General features: G+C 39.2%; 27 protein-coding genes. 2 read left to right on the top strand and 25 right to left on the bottom strand.

Annotated features, from left to right (window positions below; translation table 11 throughout):
- Positions 1 to 8: 8 nt before the first annotated feature.
- The 7 genes from H3S73_RS05165 to H3S73_RS05195 all read right to left on the bottom strand — a co-directional run bounded on the left by H3S73_RS05165 (position 9) and on the right by H3S73_RS05195 (position 6473).
- Positions 9 to 3161, bottom strand: coding sequence for a phage tail protein (locus H3S73_RS05165; RefSeq protein WP_198236010.1), 3153 nt, complete (start codon positions 3159 to 3161; stop codon positions 9 to 11).
- A 76-nt stretch (positions 3162 to 3237) separates the two neighbouring features.
- Entirely contained in the window at positions 3238 to 3858 is a 621-nt protein-coding gene (locus tag H3S73_RS05170) for a tail assembly protein (RefSeq protein WP_198236011.1), read from the bottom strand.
- The gene (locus H3S73_RS05175) at positions 3801 to 4520 is read right to left on the bottom strand and encodes a C40 family peptidase (protein ID WP_198236012.1); all 720 of its coding nucleotides are present in this window, start codon (positions 4518 to 4520) and stop codon (positions 3801 to 3803) included. Before H3S73_RS05175 ends, H3S73_RS05170 begins: the two co-directional genes overlap by 58 nt.
- Positions 4521 to 4557: 37 nt before the next feature.
- Entirely contained in the window at positions 4558 to 5277 is a 720-nt protein-coding gene (locus H3S73_RS05180; protein WP_198236013.1) for a phage minor tail protein L, read from the bottom strand.
- 27 nt (positions 5278 to 5304) lie between these two features.
- The gene (locus H3S73_RS05185; protein WP_198236014.1) at positions 5305 to 5610 is read right to left on the bottom strand and encodes a hypothetical protein; all 306 of its coding nucleotides are present in this window, start codon (positions 5608 to 5610) and stop codon (positions 5305 to 5307) included.
- Between the two features lie 16 nt (positions 5611 to 5626).
- Positions 5627 to 5971: a phage tail protein gene (locus H3S73_RS05190; RefSeq protein ID WP_198236015.1), complete on the bottom strand. Its 345-nt coding sequence runs from the start codon at positions 5969 to 5971 to the stop codon at positions 5627 to 5629.
- A gap of 49 nt (positions 5972 to 6020) precedes the next feature.
- Complete coding sequence (locus H3S73_RS05195) at positions 6021 to 6473, bottom strand: hypothetical protein (RefSeq protein WP_198236016.1); 453 nt, start codon at positions 6471 to 6473, stop codon at positions 6021 to 6023.
- 136 nt (positions 6474 to 6609) lie between these two features.
- Between H3S73_RS05195 and H3S73_RS05200 the strand changes: the two genes are divergently transcribed.
- Positions 6610 to 7032, top strand: a complete 423-nt coding sequence (locus tag H3S73_RS05200; protein WP_198236017.1) for a hypothetical protein — start codon at positions 6610 to 6612, stop codon at positions 7030 to 7032.
- 15 nt (positions 7033 to 7047) lie between these two features.
- On the opposite strand, the gene H3S73_RS05205 is transcribed toward H3S73_RS05200, so the two are convergent.
- The 17 genes from H3S73_RS05205 to H3S73_RS05285 form a co-directional block, all read right to left on the bottom strand.
- The gene (locus H3S73_RS05205) at positions 7048 to 10317 is read right to left on the bottom strand and encodes a tape measure protein (RefSeq protein ID WP_198236018.1); all 3270 of its coding nucleotides are present in this window, start codon (positions 10315 to 10317) and stop codon (positions 7048 to 7050) included.
- A 19-nt stretch (positions 10318 to 10336) separates the two neighbouring features.
- Positions 10337 to 11023, bottom strand: coding sequence for a DUF6246 family protein (locus tag H3S73_RS05210; protein ID WP_198236019.1), 687 nt, complete (start codon positions 11021 to 11023; stop codon positions 10337 to 10339).
- A 28-nt stretch (positions 11024 to 11051) separates the two neighbouring features.
- Positions 11052 to 11423, bottom strand: coding sequence for a hypothetical protein (locus H3S73_RS05215; RefSeq protein WP_198248892.1), 372 nt, complete (start codon positions 11421 to 11423; stop codon positions 11052 to 11054).
- Between the two features lie 174 nt (positions 11424 to 11597).
- Positions 11598 to 11969, bottom strand: coding sequence for a hypothetical protein (locus tag H3S73_RS05220; RefSeq protein ID WP_198236021.1), 372 nt, complete (start codon positions 11967 to 11969; stop codon positions 11598 to 11600).
- On the bottom strand, positions 11966 to 12334 hold the full coding sequence (locus tag H3S73_RS05225; protein ID WP_198236022.1) for a hypothetical protein: 369 nt from the start codon (positions 12332 to 12334) through the stop codon (positions 11966 to 11968). Before H3S73_RS05225 ends, H3S73_RS05220 begins: the two co-directional genes overlap by 4 nt.
- A 1-nt stretch (position 12335) precedes the next feature.
- Positions 12336 to 12698 (bottom strand): hypothetical protein, encoded by a 363-nt coding sequence (locus H3S73_RS05230; protein WP_198236023.1) that lies wholly within the window; start codon positions 12696 to 12698, stop codon positions 12336 to 12338.
- On the bottom strand, positions 12691 to 13065 hold the full coding sequence (locus tag H3S73_RS05235; RefSeq protein WP_198236024.1) for a hypothetical protein: 375 nt from the start codon (positions 13063 to 13065) through the stop codon (positions 12691 to 12693). Before H3S73_RS05235 ends, H3S73_RS05230 begins: the two co-directional genes overlap by 8 nt.
- A gap of 3 nt (positions 13066 to 13068) precedes the next feature.
- Entirely contained in the window at positions 13069 to 13419 is a 351-nt protein-coding gene (locus H3S73_RS05240; RefSeq protein ID WP_198236025.1) for a hypothetical protein, read from the bottom strand.
- Between the two features lie 18 nt (positions 13420 to 13437).
- The gene (locus tag H3S73_RS05245; protein ID WP_198236026.1) at positions 13438 to 14508 is read right to left on the bottom strand and encodes a major capsid protein; all 1071 of its coding nucleotides are present in this window, start codon (positions 14506 to 14508) and stop codon (positions 13438 to 13440) included.
- A gap of 9 nt (positions 14509 to 14517) precedes the next feature.
- A complete protein-coding gene (locus H3S73_RS05250) occupies positions 14518 to 14946 on the bottom strand; it encodes a hypothetical protein (RefSeq protein WP_198236027.1) in 429 nt (142 codons plus the stop codon).
- Positions 14946 to 16112 (bottom strand): hypothetical protein, encoded by a 1167-nt coding sequence (locus H3S73_RS05255; protein ID WP_198236028.1) that lies wholly within the window; start codon positions 16110 to 16112, stop codon positions 14946 to 14948. Before H3S73_RS05255 ends, H3S73_RS05250 begins: the two co-directional genes overlap by 1 nt.
- On the bottom strand, positions 16105 to 17064 hold the full coding sequence (locus H3S73_RS05260; protein WP_370528785.1) for a phage minor head protein: 960 nt from the start codon (positions 17062 to 17064) through the stop codon (positions 16105 to 16107). The genes H3S73_RS05255 and H3S73_RS05260 overlap by 8 nt, the downstream gene beginning before the upstream one ends.
- A complete protein-coding gene (locus tag H3S73_RS05265; protein WP_198236030.1) occupies positions 17024 to 18457 on the bottom strand; it encodes an anti-CBASS protein Acb1 family protein in 1434 nt (477 codons plus the stop codon). The genes H3S73_RS05260 and H3S73_RS05265 overlap by 41 nt, the downstream gene beginning before the upstream one ends.
- Positions 18454 to 19695 carry a PBSX family phage terminase large subunit gene (locus H3S73_RS05270; protein WP_198236031.1) on the bottom strand — a complete coding sequence of 414 codons (1242 nt, stop codon included), beginning with the start codon at positions 19693 to 19695 and terminating at the stop codon, positions 18454 to 18456. The genes H3S73_RS05265 and H3S73_RS05270 overlap by 4 nt, the downstream gene beginning before the upstream one ends.
- A gap of 12 nt (positions 19696 to 19707) precedes the next feature.
- The gene (locus tag H3S73_RS05275; RefSeq protein ID WP_198236032.1) at positions 19708 to 20283 is read right to left on the bottom strand and encodes an HGGxSTG domain-containing protein; all 576 of its coding nucleotides are present in this window, start codon (positions 20281 to 20283) and stop codon (positions 19708 to 19710) included.
- Positions 20284 to 20647: 364 nt separating this feature from the next.
- Positions 20648 to 21085 (bottom strand): hypothetical protein, encoded by a 438-nt coding sequence (locus H3S73_RS05280; RefSeq protein WP_198236033.1) that lies wholly within the window; start codon positions 21083 to 21085, stop codon positions 20648 to 20650.
- Complete coding sequence (locus H3S73_RS05285) at positions 21078 to 21779, bottom strand: phosphoadenosine phosphosulfate reductase family protein (RefSeq protein WP_198236034.1); 702 nt, start codon at positions 21777 to 21779, stop codon at positions 21078 to 21080. Before H3S73_RS05285 ends, H3S73_RS05280 begins: the two co-directional genes overlap by 8 nt.
- Positions 21780 to 21840: 61 nt before the next feature.
- Here H3S73_RS05285 and H3S73_RS13990 point away from each other — a divergent pair, with 61 nt between their 5' ends.
- Positions 21841 to 22032: a helix-turn-helix domain-containing protein gene (locus tag H3S73_RS13990; RefSeq protein ID WP_370528786.1), complete on the top strand. Its 192-nt coding sequence runs from the start codon at positions 21841 to 21843 to the stop codon at positions 22030 to 22032.
- Here the strand turns inward: H3S73_RS13990 and H3S73_RS05290 are convergent.
- Positions 22029 to 22388, bottom strand: coding sequence for a hypothetical protein (locus H3S73_RS05290; RefSeq protein WP_198236035.1), 360 nt, complete (start codon positions 22386 to 22388; stop codon positions 22029 to 22031). The genes H3S73_RS13990 and H3S73_RS05290 overlap by 4 nt on opposite strands.
- Positions 22389 to 22824: the final 436 nt, after the last annotated feature.

Raw genomic sequence — 22824 nt, forward strand, 5'->3', positions numbered from 1 at the left:
TTTGGTTGTTATTTTTTTACTACCATGATTGTTATAAAATCTGGTATACCGTGTGTCAGGTTATTTCTCGGGGTGCTGGTACTGATATAAAATCTCTCTCCTGCTGGAATATCTCCGTGATAACTCCGTGTGACGGTTAAATTTTGTCTAGACGTTTCAATCGTATACCGACGACTAAAATTCCCGTGCTCATTTCGAATAAAAATTTCTAACAATCCCAAATCCCAGCGGATAATTTCCAGGGAACTATCCATGGCATAAAATGCAACCGCTGATAATGTGATTGGCTGAATGTGGAATTCCCTATCGAATGGCGCTGGATGAATTGTGATTGACCCGTTTTTTGGGCACGGGTACATTTTTACAATGTCGCCCTCTATCTGCATGGCGCTCAGTGTCCCGTTTATATGACAATTTTTATCGATAATTACGTTATTTAATCGTCCAGAATCAGCATAAATACTACCCGATATATTAGCTCGTCTAGCGTATAACTTGCCGTCCTGTTGCAATTCAAATGCTGGTGGATTCCCTGAACTGATGAGGCTTCCCGCCACCATTTGACCTCCTGTGATTAAAGGGGCTTTAATCTCAGTGCCGGCAATCAACCTGTCACCCCTCATTGTTCCTGTTGCGATTAAATCGCCATCCAGAAACATTGCAGGCTCTACCCATTGCGCCCCGTTGTACATTTTAGGCTCAGAATGCGAAATTTTACCGTCAGCACCTACCGAATAGATAATCAGTATTGTATCGCGAGCAGGATAAAATCCTAATTCACGATAAAATAGCTGTGTGGCTGTGTCATTGTCTGGGAATTTACCGTCAGCCGTTTGGATTCTAAATATACTGCCTGCGCCATTTTCTGCAATTAACGTTCGAGTGTTTGCGATATACATCTCAGAACGTCCGACAACATTAACAGCATTAACACCGTACCAATATTCGGTATCAGGCGTACAATCCACGTCAACCATTGACATGGCACGACCTAGATAATTAGTTTGCGCCTCGACCTCAGCCCTTGTCGCTCCTTTGTAAAACTCGAATTGAGTACCCAAACTTGATACAGCAGTCATTACAGGGCGAATTGAGATATTAACCGCGCTCGGTGTAATTACTAATCCTGACGGTTTAGCGGGCGGCAATATTGAAAATGAGATAGTTGTCTCATCGCCTAGTCGCCCGTCCTCACCTCCAACACCGCGAACAACTGCATTAAATTTACCCTGCTGTAGGTCTGATATGTAGTACTCAGTATCGCCAACAACCTCGCGACTAACCAATTTATCATCACGATAAATTTTAACCTCAAATTTTAGGTTTTGAATTGTGCGAGGTGTTGACCACGATAGCCGTGCCTGATACACGTCAGATTCTGGCGTTACCTCTACCTGTAATTGCTCAACTGGAGGAATGGCCCAATTAAATATTGTCGGGCTGTCTGCGTCAAATTTAGCGCCTTGGTCAACAATTGCCTCTTTATTCGGATTATGTTGTAGCGCGGTAATGGCGTACGTTCCTTCGTCGTTCTCCGCAATGGAGAGGGCCTTAAATAGTCGTGGTTTGATTTTGTTGTCGTACAGACTCCAAACCGAATACTCATCAGCATCAACCGACTCAGTTAATACAATTTGATTAGGTTTAGGTTGCGCCTGTATCTGGATTTTACGCAAATCACTATTGGTATCAGTAATACTCAAATACGCGTTTTTGATATTTTTTATTTCAATATCTCTATCTAAAGTAATTGTACTACCGTCTACCGAAATCACACGACCGCCAATAGTTGTCCCCGTATAATCGTTATCAGCAATACCAATAATATCGCCGGGCAAATGCCTGATGCCCTCACGACCAACCGAAAATGTGACCGTTTGCGTCTCTAATTTCTCAGTTTGAATTAACCATTTCCCGACTCTATGAGCCTGACCTCTGGATGTACATCCGAATGCGTCAATATTCGCGACATTTAGCTCAAACCGTTTGATTAAATCATCATCCGCAACGTATTCAGTCGCTGTTTCCCAATTATTGTTTGGGTCAATATATCGCACATATGCGGCTGTATGGCGCTGTTTTCGTGGTGCTGAGGTATACGCAAATTGTCCGTCAACAACATTCGCATTTGAGTAAACCGCGACCATATCACTAGGTCGATCAATTACCACTGAATATTGTGTACCAGTCCAAATGCCCATGCCTCGAAATACTGAACACAAATCATTGATGACCTCATGCGCTGGTCGCTGTTCAGTTATATTACAGTTACAGGTAAAACGCGGCTCACGTCCGCCAAATCCATCATCGACGAGCTGGTCACAGTATTGAGCAACGGTATACAACATGAATTTATCAACACCAAATTTGCCTAGTCGCTCGCCTAATCCGTATCGTTCGTTTGTTATTAGGTTGTACAATATCCATGCAGGATTATCCGTCCACGCCTGTTTAAAATTACCCGACCAAAAACCGCTATATTCCCTAGTTTCTGGATTGTAATTGTCAGGCACATCAATAATCAAACCATCTATCAAATAGTTGCGTCTAGGTACACCACTGAATTGTTCTGAGTCGAATTTTAAACCAATTAATGCGGTATTCGGGTATGAGAATTTGGTATCATAGATTTCAGTGTATGAACTCCATAATGTATCGTTTAGTAGCGTTTGAGATTTACTATCAGGTGTATTTCTGACAACACGGATATTAAACGGAGTTTTTGGTAACTCGTCTAAAATAACAGAGGTCAGATATTGGGAATTGGTTTTTTTATCAATCAAATTGATATTTTTAACTGTTTTCCATGCACTGCCTCGACCAATTTGTACAGACATGGATACATCTGTGCGATTCGTGTTTCCCTTGCTATCTATAGATTTCAGCGCTGATACACCAACTGTAACCCGAACCCGATCAACGTTTGGGTCAGTGATTGTTCGAGTAATGGGTGTGGTTGTTTTTACCTGTAGATTAACTGGTTTTTCGTTGCCAGTATATGAGAATCCCTCCAGAGGTAATTGTGTTTGTGTCCCCGTTACCCATTCGGCATAAATTCCCTTAAAATTAAACGAACCATCAGGCGCTTGAACGGGAGTGTCATTTAAAAATACGCCCTGCCAACCATTAACGGGCCCTTTAATCTGACCCTCACCCAACATGTCAACAATCCGCAAGCATTGGTTGGATTTGAGATTGTCGGGTGCTTCGTGTGGCGTCTTCGCTTTTTTTGAGCCTTTACCCATTTTTACGCTCCTTTACTGGATAGAGGATAGGCTTGTCGCCAACATTCGACTCCACCTCATCCAATGTTTCTAATTCTTGCGAGAGGACTTTTGAACCCACTTTCATGCGTCCAAAAATTAGCGAAACAACGCCACCCTGAGCCATTGTGTTGTCCAGATTTGAAAAATAGGTATTTCTATTGCTATCGGTTGATTTTTTCTCGGTTTTCGGTAGCTGGGTGAGCATTTGAGCGACACCGCCGAGCATCAACCCTACGCCAGCTGCAACCAGCCCAAAACCCCACCCTGTTGAAACGCCAGCTATCAGCCCGCCAACAACGAGAGCCGCGCCTGCGATAAATCCGAATATTCCCCCACTTTTTGCACCTGCCACATGAGGGACAATATGAATCACCGCATTTTCGGGTAATCTGCTGTGTAGCCCTACCGCTAAATTTTCATCAGTAATCTCAACGCCATTGATACGAACGTGAAACCAACCGTCTATAATCCGTTGACGTAGCCCAGCTATTTGACAATACAGCCCATTCAGTCCCTCTGCTGCTGTCTCAATGTTCATATCGAATTTATCGCCAAATTGTTTGAGATAGCCGTATAGCCTGATTTTCGCCATTGGTTGTGCCTCCAAATTGAATGTGTGTAATTTCGCCAAAAACCACCATATAAATCTCGTTTGGATAATCGTTCTGGACAATGATGTAAAATGTATTGATTGCCAATATAGACTGCGGCATGGTTGGGTGTTTCCGAACCGAGACAAACGAGAATAACGTCTCCCTCCTGCAGGTCCTCTGCGTCCACTCGCTCAAACCCGTTTTGAGGCAGCAAATCTAAATATAGGTTTTGCCCGTTATGCCACCAGTCGTCCTCACGCTCATAGTCTGGTAGGTCTATACCAGCCAGCATATAGGCGTCACGAACTATTGATAGACAATCGGTTTTACCGTGTTCAAATTCACGACCTAATAGCGGTTTTATGTGCCTAAATTTATGAATTTGGTTATCACAGACGAGCCACCAATCGACGGCAGTTTGTTGTTGGTGAATTTGGTCAGCCTCACTGAGGATCGGTAATCCATTAGGATGAGAGTGTACAATTGCTGTAATCTCGCCGAGTGTTTCAGCCTGAATCCAATCATCAGGCGAGATTTCAAACGCCTCTGTTGGTGTGGGTGAGATGTTTTTGCATGGCATGTACGTGTTATTATCAATAACAAAACCACAGCATTCAGCCTCACCGCATTTTTTAGCATGATTAAGTATTTTATTTTTCATTGTATAACCTGATTTTTAGGGTGGTTATGTAGATGTGTTATTTAATTTTCGCAGCGGTAGGAAACCCGCCGAATGGTAGTGTTTCGTATTGACCAAACCTGAGCTTGCACCCAGTGACGCACCGACTGCATTTATCGAGGGTAATATCGTTAGTAGGCTGATCGAACTCATCAGCAACCGCACCGCCTGTATAACCACAATTAGCACTGCGATAAATCCAACTGCAGGTATCGGCTATAATTATTCGTGCAGGTATTCGTGCGCCGTCAGTTTCACAGGGTAGCGCTAATTCCAAAGTAACAAATTGAGACGTTTGTTGTTTAACCTGTTCAATGACATAATTAGACACAAATTCACAGTACGGGTCAGCGTATTTATTGCCATTCTCAAAATTGACCGCATCCAGATATTTAACGAGCACCTCATGCCTAGTTACAACAGCACCAATCATACCCTCGTAACTCGCAATTAAACCGTTTAAAATGCCTCCCGTATTACTGGCTGTTAGTGTCGGTCGATTACTCGCGCCCTGCCCGCTGCGCTCAAATCCCTGCGCTTTAATAGGGTATGGCTCATACACGTTACCCTGCCACGTGATAGGTCGGCGTAGTTCGTTTACGCCATTGTGAAAACGTATTACTGTTTTGTTGCCAACGATTTTACTTAAATCGAGGTCATATAAATTGACTATTGCGCCCTGCTCGATTTTTGTAATATCTAACAGCATTTTTTTTGAGGCCATATTTTCTCCAGACATAAAAAATAGCTCTAGGCAATTTGTATATTATTCAGCATATCCACCATCGATAATTGATTTAGCGTAATCAAACGCGTTTTTATAAACGTCACCTATCCCGGTGTTTGAATTTAAATCCTCGGAATATTCGAGGTAAAATTCGGCGTCTGGCATCAATTTTATAAAACCAGTAATAACAATATTAATTTTAATGATTGGTATGAACTCATAGCCAGCTGGTGAATCGAGACTGACTCGGTTGTCGCTTCTAAAACTGACTAATGTTATTTCCATCGATTTATACTGAGTTTTATTGACTAAATTAATGGGATGGTTTTTCGTTGTTTCTTGCATTAGATTTACTCCTGATTTATGCCACAACCTCGTCAAATGTAGCTGTAATTGTTTTAGCGGCTCCATTAGACGTTGAACTCCACGAGCGACATACAACCGTAATAGTTTTATGAGTATTTGGTTCGCGCCATTTGAATGCGCGCACCGCCCCTTGCCGAGTCAGAAACTCATCTATTAGAGTAATATCATCAAATAACCCAATAAACGTGACATTATAACTACGCAGATCATTATTAATACCGTCCTGTATTCGTTGCTCGTAACCGTCCCCGAATTTAATAACCCTAACCCTCGGCGATATTGACGCTGTTGAACTTTTTTGAGGTATCCAATTAAATGTTTCCATATTTTCTCCAGACATAAAAAAACCCTCGTTAGAGGGTTAAAATAATTTTAAAGTCGATAGACGACTATTTTATTCTTGTACAAGTTGCCTCATTTTTGAGTTTTTCATTAAGCGAATTGTATTTCTCATCTTTAACAAAGATTTCACTTTCATAGGTTGTGATAAATTTATTATTAGATATTTTTTTCAGTGATTTAGTTATTTTCTCAATAAAAAAATCATCTTCTTCTTGTGTGGTTTTATTATTATATTCCTCAACTAAACTCCCAGCGTTCCAGTCTTCTTTTTCTGAATCCTTTAAATATAAGCTGTTATTTTCATACTTGAACGACAATAACTTTATTTGTTTCTCAGTAGTCGGTTTAAATTCACCAAAACTACTTTTATCCCACGTAGATTTATAGTCAATAACTTCGCATTTCCAATCACCTGCAAACATTTCATCTGAAATAACCTTATCATCTCCACAACCAGACAACGCGAAACAAACCAATCCCAGTAATGCAATTCTTTTCATACCATTTCCTTGACAATTAAGTTTCGGTAATGGTATGAAATTTTAATAATTAAATCAATTACTCCAATTTTAAATTCAATTTGATTGTATTATAATCAAATTACACAAGAAAATATTTTCATTCGAGAGCTCAAAAGTGAACAAAGAAAAAAACGGACTTATAATTAAAAACACGCCAGATTACTATATTGCTAGAGAACAAGTTAATGGCGAAATAATATCTAAACCAATTAGAAAAAAAATAAGAGAAATCGTTTATGAAGTTAGAGAATATATAAAGGATAATGAAACTCAACAAGCAAGTATTGTAAAACTGAATGATGCAAATGATATTATTTTCGAGTTTTTTAAGAACGAATCAGATGATGTGTTTGCTGAAATTATAAACACATACACCGAAGAATTTACCGCAGTTACTAATGATGAAACCAATAAAATAATTCATAAAACCGAAAAAATTTTGGAGCAAGAAGTGGAGCATCAACAATCGGCATTATATATTACTTCTATTGCTGCAATGATTTTTTTTAGTATTGTTTTATTTTTAATCATCAAATAAAAACAAGCTACTAAATCAACGACGATTTAGTAGTCCGCCAGGACGCTGTTCCTGCATTATTTGAGCACGTATTACCTGTTCAAGGTTTTTAGCTAATTGTTGACCATCCTGCTCCGATATTCCACCACTATCGCCTACATTTACAGGCATATTGATTGTTAGGTTGATGCTTGAGCCATTCTTACCTGATGTGATTTGACGGTTGCTTAATACCCGCCCGTTCTCACCTGGAATCAGGTACTGTTTACCGCCCTGCATTAGTATCTCTGGTTTACCTCCCTCACCGACTCGATACGCATTATTAGCCAAAACAGAACCACCATTTTTACGAGCGCCGGCAATCGATGCCGCTTTCATCGTACCAAGAGCAGTTATATAAGAAGATGATCCAACTGTCGCCGCTGCGCCTTGTGTTGCAATTGAAGCATACATGGCGGCGGGTTGATAGGCTGCTGCTAATGCCGCCGCTTCTGTGATTTGAGTTGCTGTAGTTGCCGCTGATGCTGATTGGGCTACAATCGAGTTTTTGACGTACTGCATGCCCATTTGAACGAGTGAGCCTATTGCCTCATTCAAAATCACATTAGCAAAATTTTGCATGGCTTGAGTGGCTGTCATAGTGCCTGACATCAGACCTGAAATAGTGCTTGTGGCGCTACTTGCTAAGCCTTCCAGTGATGAAGCTAGAAACTCGTTAGCGTCACTTTGATTTCGCCATATTTCCCATTGAGCATTGATGCGGTTTTGTTCGAATTGATGATTTGCAGCCTCGCGGAGTGCAATGGCATTTTGTTCGGACATCCATTTTTGAGTTTCGAACTCTTGAATTAGCGCTAGTTTTCGTTTGTGCTCATTCTCTAGGGCGAGCACTGGGTCAACCTGAGCCACAGCATTATCAATATCAGATACTACTGCGTCAGACTTAATCTTAGCCATGTTTATCTGATGTTGTCGCTCAAGTTGTTCAAGCTTAGCGTTGTATTCCTCTTGAGTTTTTATTTCTCCCTCTTTCCGTAATACATCTAATGATTTTTTAGATTGTTTAAATGAATCTTCTTCGGCTTCAATTGGACTTTTCAAAGCACCTAACGCTTTATAAGCTTGCGATGCCTCGATTAATTTTTTCAGTTCCGCTGTTTGCTGAGCTGTAACTTTGCTACCCATTTTTTGGGTGATCGCTAACAGCTCGGCTTCGACTGTAAGTCCTTTCGCTTCGAGTTTAGCAACTTCTAATCTATCTTTCAGTTCTTTAACTCCGTCAGCATATGATTTTGTAGCGCCTCGTCCTTTTTTATTGCTTGCGCTTAGCCGTTCGTTTGCATCAAAAGTTTTACCTAGCGCCGTGAATAACGGTTCTAATATTTTTCTAACATTTTCCGACACTTTAGACCATTCAATTGTCCCTGTTATTAATCCCCTTAACGTTGTTTTATACTCTTCTCCTGCGTCACCAAGTTCATTAAGTGCATTTTCATAAATATAAGCCGCTTTTTTTGAGCCTTCCATCTTCATCTCTGCAATTTCAAGCTGCGTCGATAAAGATTTCACTTTATCGTCAATCTTATTTTCACCAACACTTTTCAAAGCATCATCAAGCGATTTTGTTTTTTGAGTTGTGTTATCAGTAGCGTTGGCAGCTTCAAGATTTTTTACTTTAACCTCATCCCAAAAATCAACAGCCTTATTAAATCCCTCAACCATAACAGCCATGAGCTGTTCTTCGGCTTTAATTTGCTTATTAAGATTTGCTATTCGTTCTTGCTCGTTTTTGCCTTTTCCGTATCCTACTTTAATTTTATTTTTTAGATTGGTAATTTTCTTTGCTTGGTTTTCAATTGCTTCATTCTGCGCTAAAATTTTTTCCTTGAGCTCAACTTCAAATGCTTCCTTTTGAACTTTAGAAAGCCCCTTATATTTTTCTGCTAATGCCGCTATTTCATCAGTTAGTTCTAGCGCCTTTTGTTTTGCCTCAGACGCTTTACTTGACCATGTCATTAACGCCCCAGCGGTCAGCAAAATTATACCTGCTGGTCCGCCTAGCATCGCCATAGCTGCGCGTAAGCCATTGGCAGCAAAACTGGTTGCCTTAATTGCTGTATTCAACCGTCCTTGTGCTGCTGTTTCGGCGTTAGTGGCAGCAGTTAGAGCCAACGTGTTCGCTTTGAGCTGAGCTCTAATTGCATTTCTTGTTTTTTCAGTTTGAGCTAGTTTTAATTGTGCTGATAAAGATTGTTGTGCGGCTCTTACGTTAGCAAGTTCGGCTTGAGCCTGCTGTAATGCCGCTTGTGCTGCCAATTTTTCCGCTTGCGCTTGGCGCATATCAGCAATCGTTTTTTCAACACTCTGCTTAGTCGCACTTGCTAATGATGTAATATATTTACCTGCATAAACCGCTGCTAATGCGCCAACTCCTGTCATTAAAATATCAACGTGCTGTGACATTAGAATCAATGAATCAACGAGCAATTTAGTTGCACCAGTTGAATTATTTAGCTCTCCTAAATATTTTTTTAGGTTATTTGTTACACGATTAATGCCGTCCTGTACTGTGTTACGCATATTATCAGCTAGCGCCGCCGTTTCTTCTTGAGCTGCAATCATGGCTTCAGTGAATTGCGACATTGATAATTTGCCGTCAGTAGCCATTTTTCTAACTTCTGTTTCAGTTTTATTTAGCTGTTTACCTAGAGTTTTAAGTATGCTTGGCATTGCATTAAATACTGACATTGCCTCTAAACCAGCCAGCTTCCCTTTCATTTGGGCTTTAGTAAGAGCATTAATTGCAGATTCAGCGCCTAATGAGCTGGTTTTATTAATAGTTAATAAATTCGACAGAGTGTCAATATAAGACAGCGTGCTCTGCGTGCTATATCCCAATTCGCCCATAGAGTTAGAAAGGCGAATATATAACTCTGATGACTCTTCAATTGTGCGACCGTTTCGGTCAGAAGTAGCTAGGAGCTGGTCTAAAATGTCTTTAGTTTGTGATGCGGTTGCACCAGTGTTTTGTATTCGGTCTTCTAATTCGTTCCAGCTCTGCGCATACGCAAACACAGTGTTTGATATTAACGCGGCAGATACCGCTTTAGCAATGGAGGTAAACTTACCTAATGACCCCCCTGCGCTTTTAACAGATGCATCAAGCTGATTCATGCCTCTTGATGCTGTTATGCCGCCAGTGTTTAAGTTTTTTAATTCTTGAATAACTTTTTTAGATTCGTCTAATAACTGCTGTACTTCCAGTGAAACGGTATATGTGATATTTCCGTCTGTATGTTCCGCCATAATTCACCCGTAAAAATGGCTATTGAGCCGCTATTGTTTTTGCTTTTGTTTTTGCTTTAGTCTTAGCTTTTGCTAATCTTTTTTTCCGCAGTTCCTGATAATCAGAAACCACTTTGTCGTATTCATCTCTGGTCATTCCATCGTTATCGGGGAATTTATTAGCCATTAGAAGAATATATTCTGTCATTGTTAATTTTTTTGCCTCATCTAATGACAGACCTAGATGTACTCTGGCATTATTAATGTAATCGGTGATTTTAAATTCTGATGAATAAGAGGTGTTTTCATTACGTTGTGAAATTCTAACTTTAGCCCGCCCTGCAACGCCGTAATCGAGTAGGGTTTTAGCTAGTAAAAAAATATTTTGTTCGGGCATTAAGCCTCTTTTTTTGTTTGTTCCACCTATTAAATCGGTTATGTCAACATCACAACAGCACCTCAATACTCGTTTTGCTGTTTGTAATTTTAAACGCCTTTTTTCATTGATGTATTTAATTAGATAACTGTATGGCTCCCTAAAACGAGTCATTGCCTCATACTCAGAATTAGATAGAAGAACAGTATAAGCGTTTATTATCTCGGCAGGTTCACCTAATTTAGATAAGTTTTCAAATGAGGGAATAAAAACATAATTATTTATTTTGCAACGTAATGCACCATTTTTTTTAACCGAAACAACGATTTCGCCTATATCTGTTCTAATCATTTTATTTCCTATTGTTTTGATGCTGGAATTATGGCGCCTGAATAATTTGGATTGTTTTAGATGATGCGGTTTTAAACTCTAATGACGCTTTTACGAGTTCGTTTGTCCCACCGCTCCAACTAAACGAGGTAATGTTCATATAACCAATAAAAATATTTTCGCCATGCATTAAACGAACCCAGATGGATGGTTGACTTTTATTTGCAATTGCTGTAGCAAAATTACGCTCGAATTTATAGAAGCCATACTCATCAAGCTTATCATTAACCCTAACCTCCCCCTCGAACGGGAGCGAGATATCAGCGTTAGTTACAATAGATTCAACAAATCCCCCCTGATCATCAGCATCACTGGTAACGGTGTTAGGGCTGAAATCCAAGCCCTTTGACGTTCCAGCCATTAATGATTTCCAATCAGCCTCGCTGGGTGGTGTTTTTTCGCAACCGTCTGCGACCTCCAGCACTACAGCTCCTCCAAATAATTTATTATTTTGTTGTGTACAGTCAGACATTTATTTTCCCCCATAAAAAAACCGCCGAAGCGGGTTGTAAAATTGTTTTTAACTAATTTGAAACTAACCGAATTTGCACGAAACCAGAAGCCGATAAACTAGCCGATCTTCCTCTGTTGTAACAGGGGCAGGAATTGCACCAACAATTTGGATTAATCCCGTCTCATTGGTGTAAGGATTGTTTTTGATGTAATCAACAATCGTTGACACATCATTATCGATTGTTTCAATGTCGTTTACTGCACCGATAAAATCAATGAGCGTGCAATATTCATTACACAAATTAGTTTGAATTATTGATCCACCATTAGGTCTAAAAACAATAAATTTATTATTTTTAGTTTTGGTGTCACGCCATTTGAGATACTGAACAGTAAACCCATTCGTAAGCCCTGTTTTTTTTAAATATTCAGCTACACGCTGATACATTTTCATAATCTCAACTCCTGACGAATAACCTGATTAATGGTTTCTCGCTCGTCTCGGAAACCCTGATACAGAAATTCTTTTCTAGCTGTGGAACGTCTGAATCTCATTGGATGGTTAGGATCATGAACATATGCGGCATAATTAGCGGAATAACCAACGCGTCCAGTTAATCTAGTGCCATTAACAAACATTTCTCGATATTGGCTATTGATGAGCATTGATGTGTCAATAGGCGTATAAAGAGCCGCACGAGTTCCACCGATTAACAAGGCGGATTGTATAGCTCTTACTGCTTTTCTACCTTGAACATCACCAATAATACTATTTAATTGATTAATACACTCTCTAGCCCCACGTACCCTAATCGCCATACTAAACTCCTGTCATGAGAACATAATCATCGGCTAGTCGTTCGAATGTGTCTGCATATCGTGTGATATGTTTGATTTCAGAAGCACCAGCCTTAATTGGGTCTAACTCGGATGATTCGCCAATGAGAATAAAATCACCCTCATTGGCTTTATCGTACTCAGTCCAAAATGTATTAGAGCGTGAAAATTCAGAACCAATACCACTGACACCAATGGATAGTAATCCTGCAATTTTAGTATCTAGTCCATAATCACAACTAATCACGTCTGGAGGATGAAATGTTTTAGTACCAAATTCGTTCTCACCAATGACACGCCAAATGGTGGCTTTAGCTGTATATGTCCAACGGGCAACACTACTCATAATGACCTCCGACAACCGCAAAAAATCCCGCTTTCTTACCACTTAATGGCAAATCAGATAAACAGTTATTTTTATCCCAAACGCGAATTTGAGTTAGTAGGTGATCTGTACCACTACTATCGTAGTTAAATGATCGACTACCACTCTGCGAACCTTGGGACGCTATTTTTCTGGCTCCTGACAGTGACGCTAACCGAGCAACCGAATATATTGCCAATAATTTTGCGGTTGCCTCACCGTACTGTAGTAAACACGTTTCATGCTGGCTCACTTGCTGTATTAATAGCTCTAACACCGAGTCAGGAATAGAAAAACCCAGCTCGTCTATAAATAATTTAACTTCACTTTTATTGATTAGCTGGGTCATAGGTTATTTCCCTGTGCCGCTTAATTTGGCTTCAAACTCTTCTTTGAGTCGTTTGGCAAAATTAGGAACCGTTTCTTTAGATTGTTGAGGTGTTAACTCATGCTGTGCTGCGAACTCAGCAAGTTCTTTACCGCTTTTATTCGCTAAGTTAACTTCTTCGCCGTTTACTATAACGATGAGAGGGTCAGGGATCGTCTTAGGGTCTTTTGGCGGAGTGTTAGGCTCTACCCCTTGCTCTAAAACAATAACCCGATCAACAAATGCAGGGGGCATATCTTTAGCTGTGAATTCATGACCAATAGGAAGCTCTGCAATCTCACCATCTATGCGTCCATAACAGCCGCGTTTCGTCACTCTTAATTTCATTATCAGTTACCCCTTAGCGTTAAATACTTTGCTCTTACCGTTAAAATCTCGTTTAATTTGCAAGCCGAATGCTGACCAAATGAGAGTTTGGTAATTATCATGCGGATTAATGCGTTGTTTCATAAATGAACCGATTGGAGCGGCAATACGGGTTTTAATGTACTGAGCATTACGAACGTAACCGATAAAGTGGTTGAGTTTTAACTCATATGTTTTGGTGAAAGAGCCGATATGTGTTGCATATTTAAGAATATAGTCTTTTACTGTACCCTCTTTAAATCCATTTGAATTTGAATAAGGTGCATTTAAACGTCTGTCAATTTCTGGTGAAATGAAGAGTTTTACTGGTTCCGCTACGAGGTTATCATCCAAAACTTTTGCAAAATCTTGTACAAAAAATTTGATGATGTCATCGTTACTGGTAGAATCTGATGTTAAATCGATATTACAACCTGATGAGCCCAAATCAATTTGATTAGTGTTCTCATGGTTTGTAATACCTCTACCTTGATAGTTCTGAACCTTGATTTTATCATCACCCATTAAAATGTATTGCGCCATGTTTCGACGGATAGCGGCAGTGGCTGCTTCTTGATCGTCTGACATTGCATCAATATTTTCAGTTTGCAAACCTAACCATTCACGCCATTCACGAGCATAACCAGTTTTAAAGATTGGAATAGGATCGCCATAATGATCATAAACAACTTTATCTAGTGTTTCTGGCTCTTGACCTGACATTGAACGATTAACATGACCAGCATCGCTTGATACACGATATAACGCAGCGGTTTTACCGATTGAGATAGGAGAACCTAACGATAATAAATCGTCTAATAGCGGCGCGCCTTCATCGTCACGAATAACACGAGTAGTGATATTATCAACCTCGCGCCAATAATCTTGTGTTAGAACTGCAGCTTGGTTAGCCTGTATTGCGCCACCATGCATTGCACTTAATTGGTTTTGACCGTTATTAAAAATCTGACGGTTAGCATTTAATTGTTGCCATGCGATTGCTACTTGCGTGCTATTGGTAATTAATTTTTTATTAAAAATAATCTTTTCGTTCTTCATTATTGCTCCTTAAGCTTTTCGAACTCGAACTTGTTCGGCTGTTGCGCCTACGGTGTAATTTTCAAAAGCATAAAAAATGACAGCTTCGCTATCACTTGCTTTTTTTAGTGTCCCGTCACCGTTTGATGTTAATTTGTCACCAACAGTTAACGCTTCACCCGCTTTTACTAAAACATGGTAGGTAACATCGTCTTCACAAATAAATGCAATACCTGATGTATCAGCAGGCACATCATGGCGAATATCATGACCACCCAAATAATCATTTGTAATAATTAATGCTTGCGTTTGCTCACCTGCTGACGAATGTTTCATTAATTTATTACCAACTACCTCAACCAAAGAGCAGGGAGTGATGGCTTCACCTGTTAAAAGGTCAATTGTTTGTGGGTCATTTTTACGTGCTGGACCACCAATCACGGTTTTAAATCTAATCATTATTCTGGAGCCTCCATATTTAATAATGAGTTGTCTTTATTAAATTGATTTACAGCGCTATTTAGCCCTACTGACGTTTGACACTGTGCATAAAGTTCTTTTAGCGGCTCACCTGACAAAGCATTAACCGCCGTATCTGACATGCCGAATTTAGTTTTTACAGCCGCGCGCATCGCTTGCTCTTCGTTGTTAATATTTGCATTAACTACCTGTTCCACTGCTTCAAAGCGTTTACTGAAATCTTTAAACCATGCTGGTGCTTGCTCTTGATTTTGTGCGTTTTCTTTCTCTTTTGCTTTCTTAGCCTTTTCTTCATCTTCGGCTTTCTTTTTGTCGATAGCATCTTTTGCCGCTTGCTCATTGAAAGCTGTTAATAGCTGCTCATCGTTTAAACCGTCAGTTTTAATGCCTTTAGCATTTAATGCCGCTAAAATTTTTTCTTTCATTGGATCTGGTTCCTCTTGTTTATTAAATTTGAGTTTTTGTAATGCATTATGAACAGCACTAGAAATTACGTTTTGAATTGATTGTGTTGAGCTTTCATTAAGTGAGGCGAACTCTATTTGATATTCGCCCTCAGAATTAACGAACATGCCAACGCCCTCATTAGGTGTTGCTGCTCCCTGTTCGTCTAATAAAATCGCGACATGGTCAAACTGCATATTGGTAGCGACCCAATCATAAGGTTTGCCTTTTGACCTGCCAGCCTTGTAGACTTTATTCAGGATTAAACCTGTAGATACATGGATAGGGTTAACGTCCTCACCATTAAACATGGCGACCAAACGCTCTAAAAGCTGCTTGCCCTTTTCGTGATTTCGTGCGAATTCAATATCCACATAACAATCGAGTAAAACCTTATCTTGGTCTTTATGGACATTTTCAGCCCATGCGCCACCATAATAGTCATTAATGGCTTTTGCGTTGCTGGCTGATACAAACTGACCATTAACTTTAGGGTGACCAATTGGCATTAGGTTTCCATTAATGGACTTATAGCTTTTGTCGATTTCATCTTTAGGGTATAAACCATTGTTCATCACCACATCATCAACAACAGGCACGACATCACGAATAACGTAATGCTCTTTGTTATTAATCATTTTTTTGGTAATTTTTGATGATTTATTAATTATCGACAGTATATTGACTGTAATTTTATTCATTTAGCCACACTTCCCTCTCTTTGGTTAGTTGTTCTATGACGAATTTGTTATACGGCTCGCCATTTTCATTTAGTAAAATAGGTATCTGTGCACAATGGCAGTTATACCTATTGCCATTCTCCTCATACCAATTCTCTACCTCCTCAACCGTCCTGATGCGACCATCCCAATAAACGTGAGTTGCTCTACTGGTAGCTAATTTTGCAGACATATGTAGGAGCGCAGTTCTAAGCCCCAATCGTTCGGATGACCATTTAGTTTCATTCCACTGCGCCTGTCTCATAGCTCCAAGCTGTTCTGTTTGAGCTAATGCCCTCGCTTTCGTCATTGATACATCAAGTCGTTTGCTGATGATTTGGGCGGTTTCTCTTGGATTAATGCCCCGCGATATTGAACTAGCTAGAACATGGGATAAATCGGATTTTGCCGTCTGAGTTAAACTTTTCCAGTCATTAAACGTTAGCGTGAACGCTTGCTTAATTTGGTTTTGATATGCTGGCTTGGATAACAACTCCATAAATGTTGTTTGCTCTGCATAATAAGCAGATTGATGGCTCAAATTAATATAGGCTGAGTGAGTGCCTCGCCTATATTCATTCTCGATTGTTGATAATATCCAGAAATTTTCACGCCCTCCCTCAAGTAGATATTCATCCAGAATCCCCTGCATCAACTCAAGCAACGTATCCAGCTCACTAGCTGACAGGTCATAGATGTAATTGGAATTCGCTTGATAGATAGTTCCCTGACTAAATATAAAGCTTTGATTCGCTTCTCGATTCGCTTCTCGCTCAACACCATGTAAATACTGGCTAAACAGCTCTTTTAACCTTAATTTAATGTTTTTGTAACGATTTTCGATATTGCGATAGGTTTTATTCAGGTATTTAAATGATTGGGTGGGGTCTTTCTTATTCTTTGGTATTATCGGACTTTTTATCCTGTTTATCATCAAGCGGATTGCCCTCTACTTTATCGATCATATCGTCTTCGAATTCTGGTAATGTTGGCAGTTCTGCGGCAGCTCTAATCTCGTTCGCTTTAATGACTGGTACACCTAATGCATTAGTGGTTTTAGTTGCCACATCAGCAAGTTTATTAGCATTGTCCAGTTTTTCAGCATAACTCGGAGCGAGTAAATCAGACCATGAGACGGTTATCACTTCGCCTTTTGGAGGCTCAATAATGCCAATTCTCCAAAGCCGCTCAATTAATGATTCAATGACGGAGGTTAAAAATCCATTTCTTCGGCTCATTCTTGTTTTAGCCCAGTCCTTATTGTCCTCAGTAGATGCCCGTTCACCTGTTATTTGACCAATTAAGACCTTAACAGGGATAGGTATTGAGGATGCAAACTTGCTTAATGATGTATTAAATGACGAAGATGGATCGGCTGGCGCAACAGATAATACGCTAACATTACCGTCCTGCATAATAACTGATGAATCGGTGCTTTGATTGAGTTTTTTTACCTGTTCATCCATGGCGTTGGCTAACTGGTCAATTTCAACATTATAGAGTTTGGCAATATCACTTAAATCAACTTCTTTGCTGAAATTAAAATTAAGTTGCCGACTTGCATTTTTAAGAAATCCCTCAGCAGCTCCACCGCTTACTTTTTCAAGGTCTAAGGCATCGTTATAACCTTTTTTAAGCATTGAATAGCCATTTGTTAAAAGCCCATCTGCTGCACGTTCACATAATACAATAACTCTATCAGGGTGCACCTTAATCTCTCGCGCTGGTGCGTTTGTGGCTTTCCCCACAGGTAGACTTATGTAGCGATACATTTTAGGATAGCCATAATCTTCGCTATTAATGTCTGTTTCCCAATCACTGACATCAAGTTGAGCCTCCCAAACAGGAATAAATCTAACTAACCCTTTTTCTTTTGAGCGTTTTAGCGCATTGCCGTCTATAGGCTCGTGCCAATCTTTACTATCTCTAACTTGGAGCAATATAGCTGAGTAACTACCTATAACACCTCGTTTGTCAGCCTCTTTAATAACTGGAAACCATTTTTTGAGAATTTTGGCGATTGTTTTATCCCACTGCGTAACACCCTCAGCGTCTTTTTGTTCGTCACCTTCAAATACTTCTGGGTAATCCTCCCAGCATCCATCAATTAACCTATCAACACTAGCGGAGGCTATGGCATTTCGCTCATACATGTTATAAAAATGACTAAAATTTAACTCTTTTGGGTAACCAAATTCTTCATAAATTCGGTCACGTTTAGTATTACCTGATAGGTTAGGCATACCTCCATAAGCCAGCCGTTGACGGCTTAGAGACTGATTGACAGCTAACGCATGGTTAACCGCTAATTGTAATTGTGAATTCATTTGTGTTCTCTTTTAACCAGTATGCCCATTACATTACTTTGTTTGATATAACCATCTAAACCATACCGAATAGCATCCCAGCAGTGATTATTTTTATCCTCAATGATTGGTAGAACTTCTTCGGTTACTCTGTCAGTCTTATAGCAATACAGTCTTGCCTCTTCTGCAGTATGTTTACAGCGAGGATGGATAATAATTTGCTTGAATCCTTTAAGGTGTGAAATGCCATCTTCAACGCTACCCTGCCATTTTTTAGCAGCGGAAATTTTAAATCCTTCACGTCTTATGTAGCTAATCGTTTCAGGTCTTGAGCCATCGCCCTTAATTGACCATTTGCGAGACTCAGGGACTGAATCATAAAACTGCGGCATTTCGTCAAGTTCAACATGGACGCCATACGCCTCATATTCGATATATAAACAGCCATCAAGTATAAAAAATCGAATTAATGTATTAGGGTCATTAGCAAAACCAAAGTCGCCGCCAAATAGCAATCTCTCGGCTTTTTTATACAGGTCGTCATCAAATCCTTGAATAACATACTTGCCGTTTAACACTTGTTTATCAGAGTTTTCAAGGTATGCACCATCCCAGATCCAAGCATAAGAAGCATAATCCAGTCTAGCTAAGTCGTTTAACCGCTCTTGCTCTAAAACGTCAGGGAAAAAGGGGTTATCTTGATAATTTAATTCGACAATAACTGAGTTTTTAGGAGGGTTTTGCCTAAATCTTAAATCAGTAGGGCTCCCTTTGGTTTCTGGGTTCCACGTTACCCATATTTCAGAATTAGTTTCGCGAACAGTTGGCGTTAATTTACGCCATGCCATTTCAGAAACCTTTTCTGCTTCATCCACCCAACACAGTAATATGCGAGCTTTTGATTTTATACTATCTAGATTATGCCTAAGACCGCAAAATATATAATTAATTAACCCGTTTCGCGTTCTAATGTAATGTTGCCCAATCTCGAAATAGTCATTTAACCAATCAACGGACTGTATAGCCTGTTTGATTTCTTCCATGCTTGAATCAGCCAATGAGTTCATGAACTCACGAGCACATAGAATGGCACCGCTAACCCCTGCCTCTGCTAGTTGATAAGCTTTGACTGCTGTCATTAATGCAAATGTACGGGTTTTAGCGCTACCTCGTCCACCATACGCGCCTCGATACCTGACATTTTCAGCAACAAATACAGGTATTAATTTGGGCGGTATTTGTATCTGTGCTGTAGTCATGTTAAATACTCGTTAGGTTTGTGGTGCGACTAGTTCTATCCTAATTGGTGCGGTTGTAGTTGGGGCGTCAGACTTGCTCAACTTATCCAGTTCAAGTTTTTTACGCTCCAAATCTAATGGCATTTGAACAAGCGAAGCCCTTCTTGTTTCCAGTGATTCAATTCTTGCTATCAACCTGTCAATGATGGTTCCATAGTCTCGACGTCTAAATTGTTTAGTTTGGATAAGTTCATCATTATCAGGTAAACCGCCAATAAGCGATGGTGCTTCATTCAAAGCCTCAAGTTCCAATTTATTGAATTCATCAACCTGTGCTTGTTGTTCAGCTTCAGCTTTTAATGCCCTCATTAGTCGGATTTTACAAAGCTTAAGCTCTTCATCTAATGAGCCTAACTCCATTTCAGCAGAGATAATTTGCTCTTCATCTGTTAGAAATTGGGAATAGATACCACCAGCCTTTAAATTATTTTTATTGCCCTTTGGTGCGCCAGTTGATTTACCGCCATGCATTCGACATCTGCCGTTTGCCATAGCTTTTGATTGACAAGGGCTACCGCTACGAGTTTTAGCCCCGCATAAATTAGCCATTATCGACCTCTAAGAAATTGATTGCATGGGGTTGAATTTAAAAAGCCCATTAAAGAGCTGTTAAGAACCTGATACTCTAGCCTCTGATATAGGTTGTGAACGCCTACTGTACCTACTGGTTTTTTGCCCTGATGACATTAAAGTGCGCGGGATGGAAACAAAATAATCTTTAGATTTTGGTACAGTAAAGCCTTTAGCTCTATAAACTACACTCCCCATTACTAAGACCCTGACAATCTAGCTTTGGCGGATTTAGTAGCTCTTCGACTTACCTTGTCATCATAATCATAAAAACCACGCATATTTATTACCTCCTAATAACGAAAAACCACCAATTAAGGCGGTTATGATTGATTAAATTAACTTATGCTACAAATTTAGCAAAGTCTTTGTCCACTTTACCATCAGGCAAATAGTTAACATTTGCTTCAGGTATATTTATACCTAATTGTTTAGCAACTTCTACACCATCAAGGTACTTATCACCAATCAAGAATAAATTCATTGCTTTTAAGAAAGCTTCTTTCTGCTCTCTGGTTTGAAAACACATAGCGAACCAGTATTCACTATCTGTAGTATTTTTGAAACGATTGTTTTCTGTTTTAATTCTTTCACGGAAGCTTTTCTGCACCTCATCTAAATCAGCTTTGGCATCTTTTTCTGGATTTCCCGTTTGCCTTGGTACGTTATACAGTACGGGGTTTTTTAACTTCTTGCGAGCAGCTTCTCTTTTAGCTTCTGCTAACTTGATCTTAGCATCTTCTTTTATTTTTGCTTTTTCTTCTGGTGTTAGTTTAGCCATTCAATGATCTCTCATAACGGAATATTTCTAATTCAGCAAGTGGAAACCACTCAAGAATCTTTTTATAATCATTTGGTAGATGTTTTTTCAGTGGCATCAAGAATCTTAAATCAAGCCCATCGAATGACCTACCAAAAATCTTATAATCAATTGGTAATTTAATGTTGTGCTTGTTAAAGCAATCAATTAAATCTTTCTTTTTCCAGTCCCAAATTGGGTGATACTTTAACTGGTTGTAACTGATTGAACCATGTGTTGATATCGCCACCCTACGCATTGGGCTATCAGCCGCCCTAACACCATCGGCTACTAAAATATCTTTCTGTAAGTTCCTGCTTTTAACAATAGCTTTCTGGATATGAACATAATCAAAATTAGGTAGTTTAGCCTGTTCTATGCACAAGCAGTTTTGCGGAGCTTGGAAAATAAAATTATTTAGCCACCTGTGTAGCGATGGATGAGGTAATCGAATTATTTTAGTCCCAAAGAATTTCTCATAATAAGTTAGCGATTCCTCGACAAATTCCAAATCTGGGATTAAATATAAATAATACGGGATAACTTCATCAAAATGCTCACGAATAGCTAACCAAGCTGCAATCGCATCTTTACCTGTAGAGAAAGCAAGCAAGGTTTTATCCTGTCTCTCCCTAACCTTTTGAATTGTTTTAATGCCGCTTAAAGGGTTTGCCATTATTATTCCTCTATAGTAAAATAAGAATAAACAACCACAATATATAGAAATAAATTCTATTATGCAAGAAGATAATAAACTTTTTTTAAACAATTTATTAAAAAACGCTCAACTATCTAGAGCCGAGCTATCACGAATTACAGGCATATCAACAAGGCAGATAAGTAATTGGAACACTGCAGAAATACCTAAGTGGGCTATTGCCTATTTGGAGTTACGAGCGAAATATTTACGGTTGTTAGATAAGATTTAATCTTTTTGGGTCGAATTCACCTTAATAACAGTGACCAGCAACGTTAAAAATGCATACGCAATAGCGTATACAATGGCTGTAATTATCCAGCCCATTGCGGCCATTAAAATCGTATTCGCTACCTGTATTAATACTAATAGTGATTGATGAATTTTTTCCTGCTTGATTGGGGTGTTGGCGAACCTTGATGTTAAATTCATAGTATACACAACAAAAACCAAAATAGACATGACAACAAAAAGAACAATTTTAAACCACGCCATAAATATAGCGACGTTTGTCAGATAGGGGTTTTGTGTAATTATGTTGGCCAATAAAATAGCCAATAAAATTAATGGTAATACGAATGGTTTCATTTTGTTGCCCGTCTGTAATAAAAATTAAGAACCCTAAAACTCATTTCTAATTGAGATTTTCTAAAATTGAATGTTTATGAATTTTAGGCATAAAAAAACCGCCATTTAGGCGGTTATTGTTTGTTAATTCGATTGCTATTTTTTCTTGTTATTGAAAGGATGTGAAACTCTTTCTATCCAACTTATGGAAAATAGATAGGTAATTAGAAAAAATGCGGCTGATACCCTAATGAAATCATTGTCTACACTGCGAAAATAATTTTCCCTAAAACAAATACTAATTTGTATTCCTAAAAACAAATACGCCCAAATTATCAGAATACGCCGAGTCCATTTTAATGGTTTGTTATATTTATAATCCTGTTCTGTAAAACGAGAACGGCGAAAATAATAGCAAGCGCACAGAGTAGCTATCGATAAAAAATAATAAATAAAA

This window comes from Gilliamella sp. B14384G12 (assembly GCF_016101825.1).
In the GTDB taxonomy this organism is placed as follows: Bacteria; Pseudomonadota; Gammaproteobacteria; order Enterobacterales; family Orbaceae; genus Gilliamella; species Gilliamella apicola_N.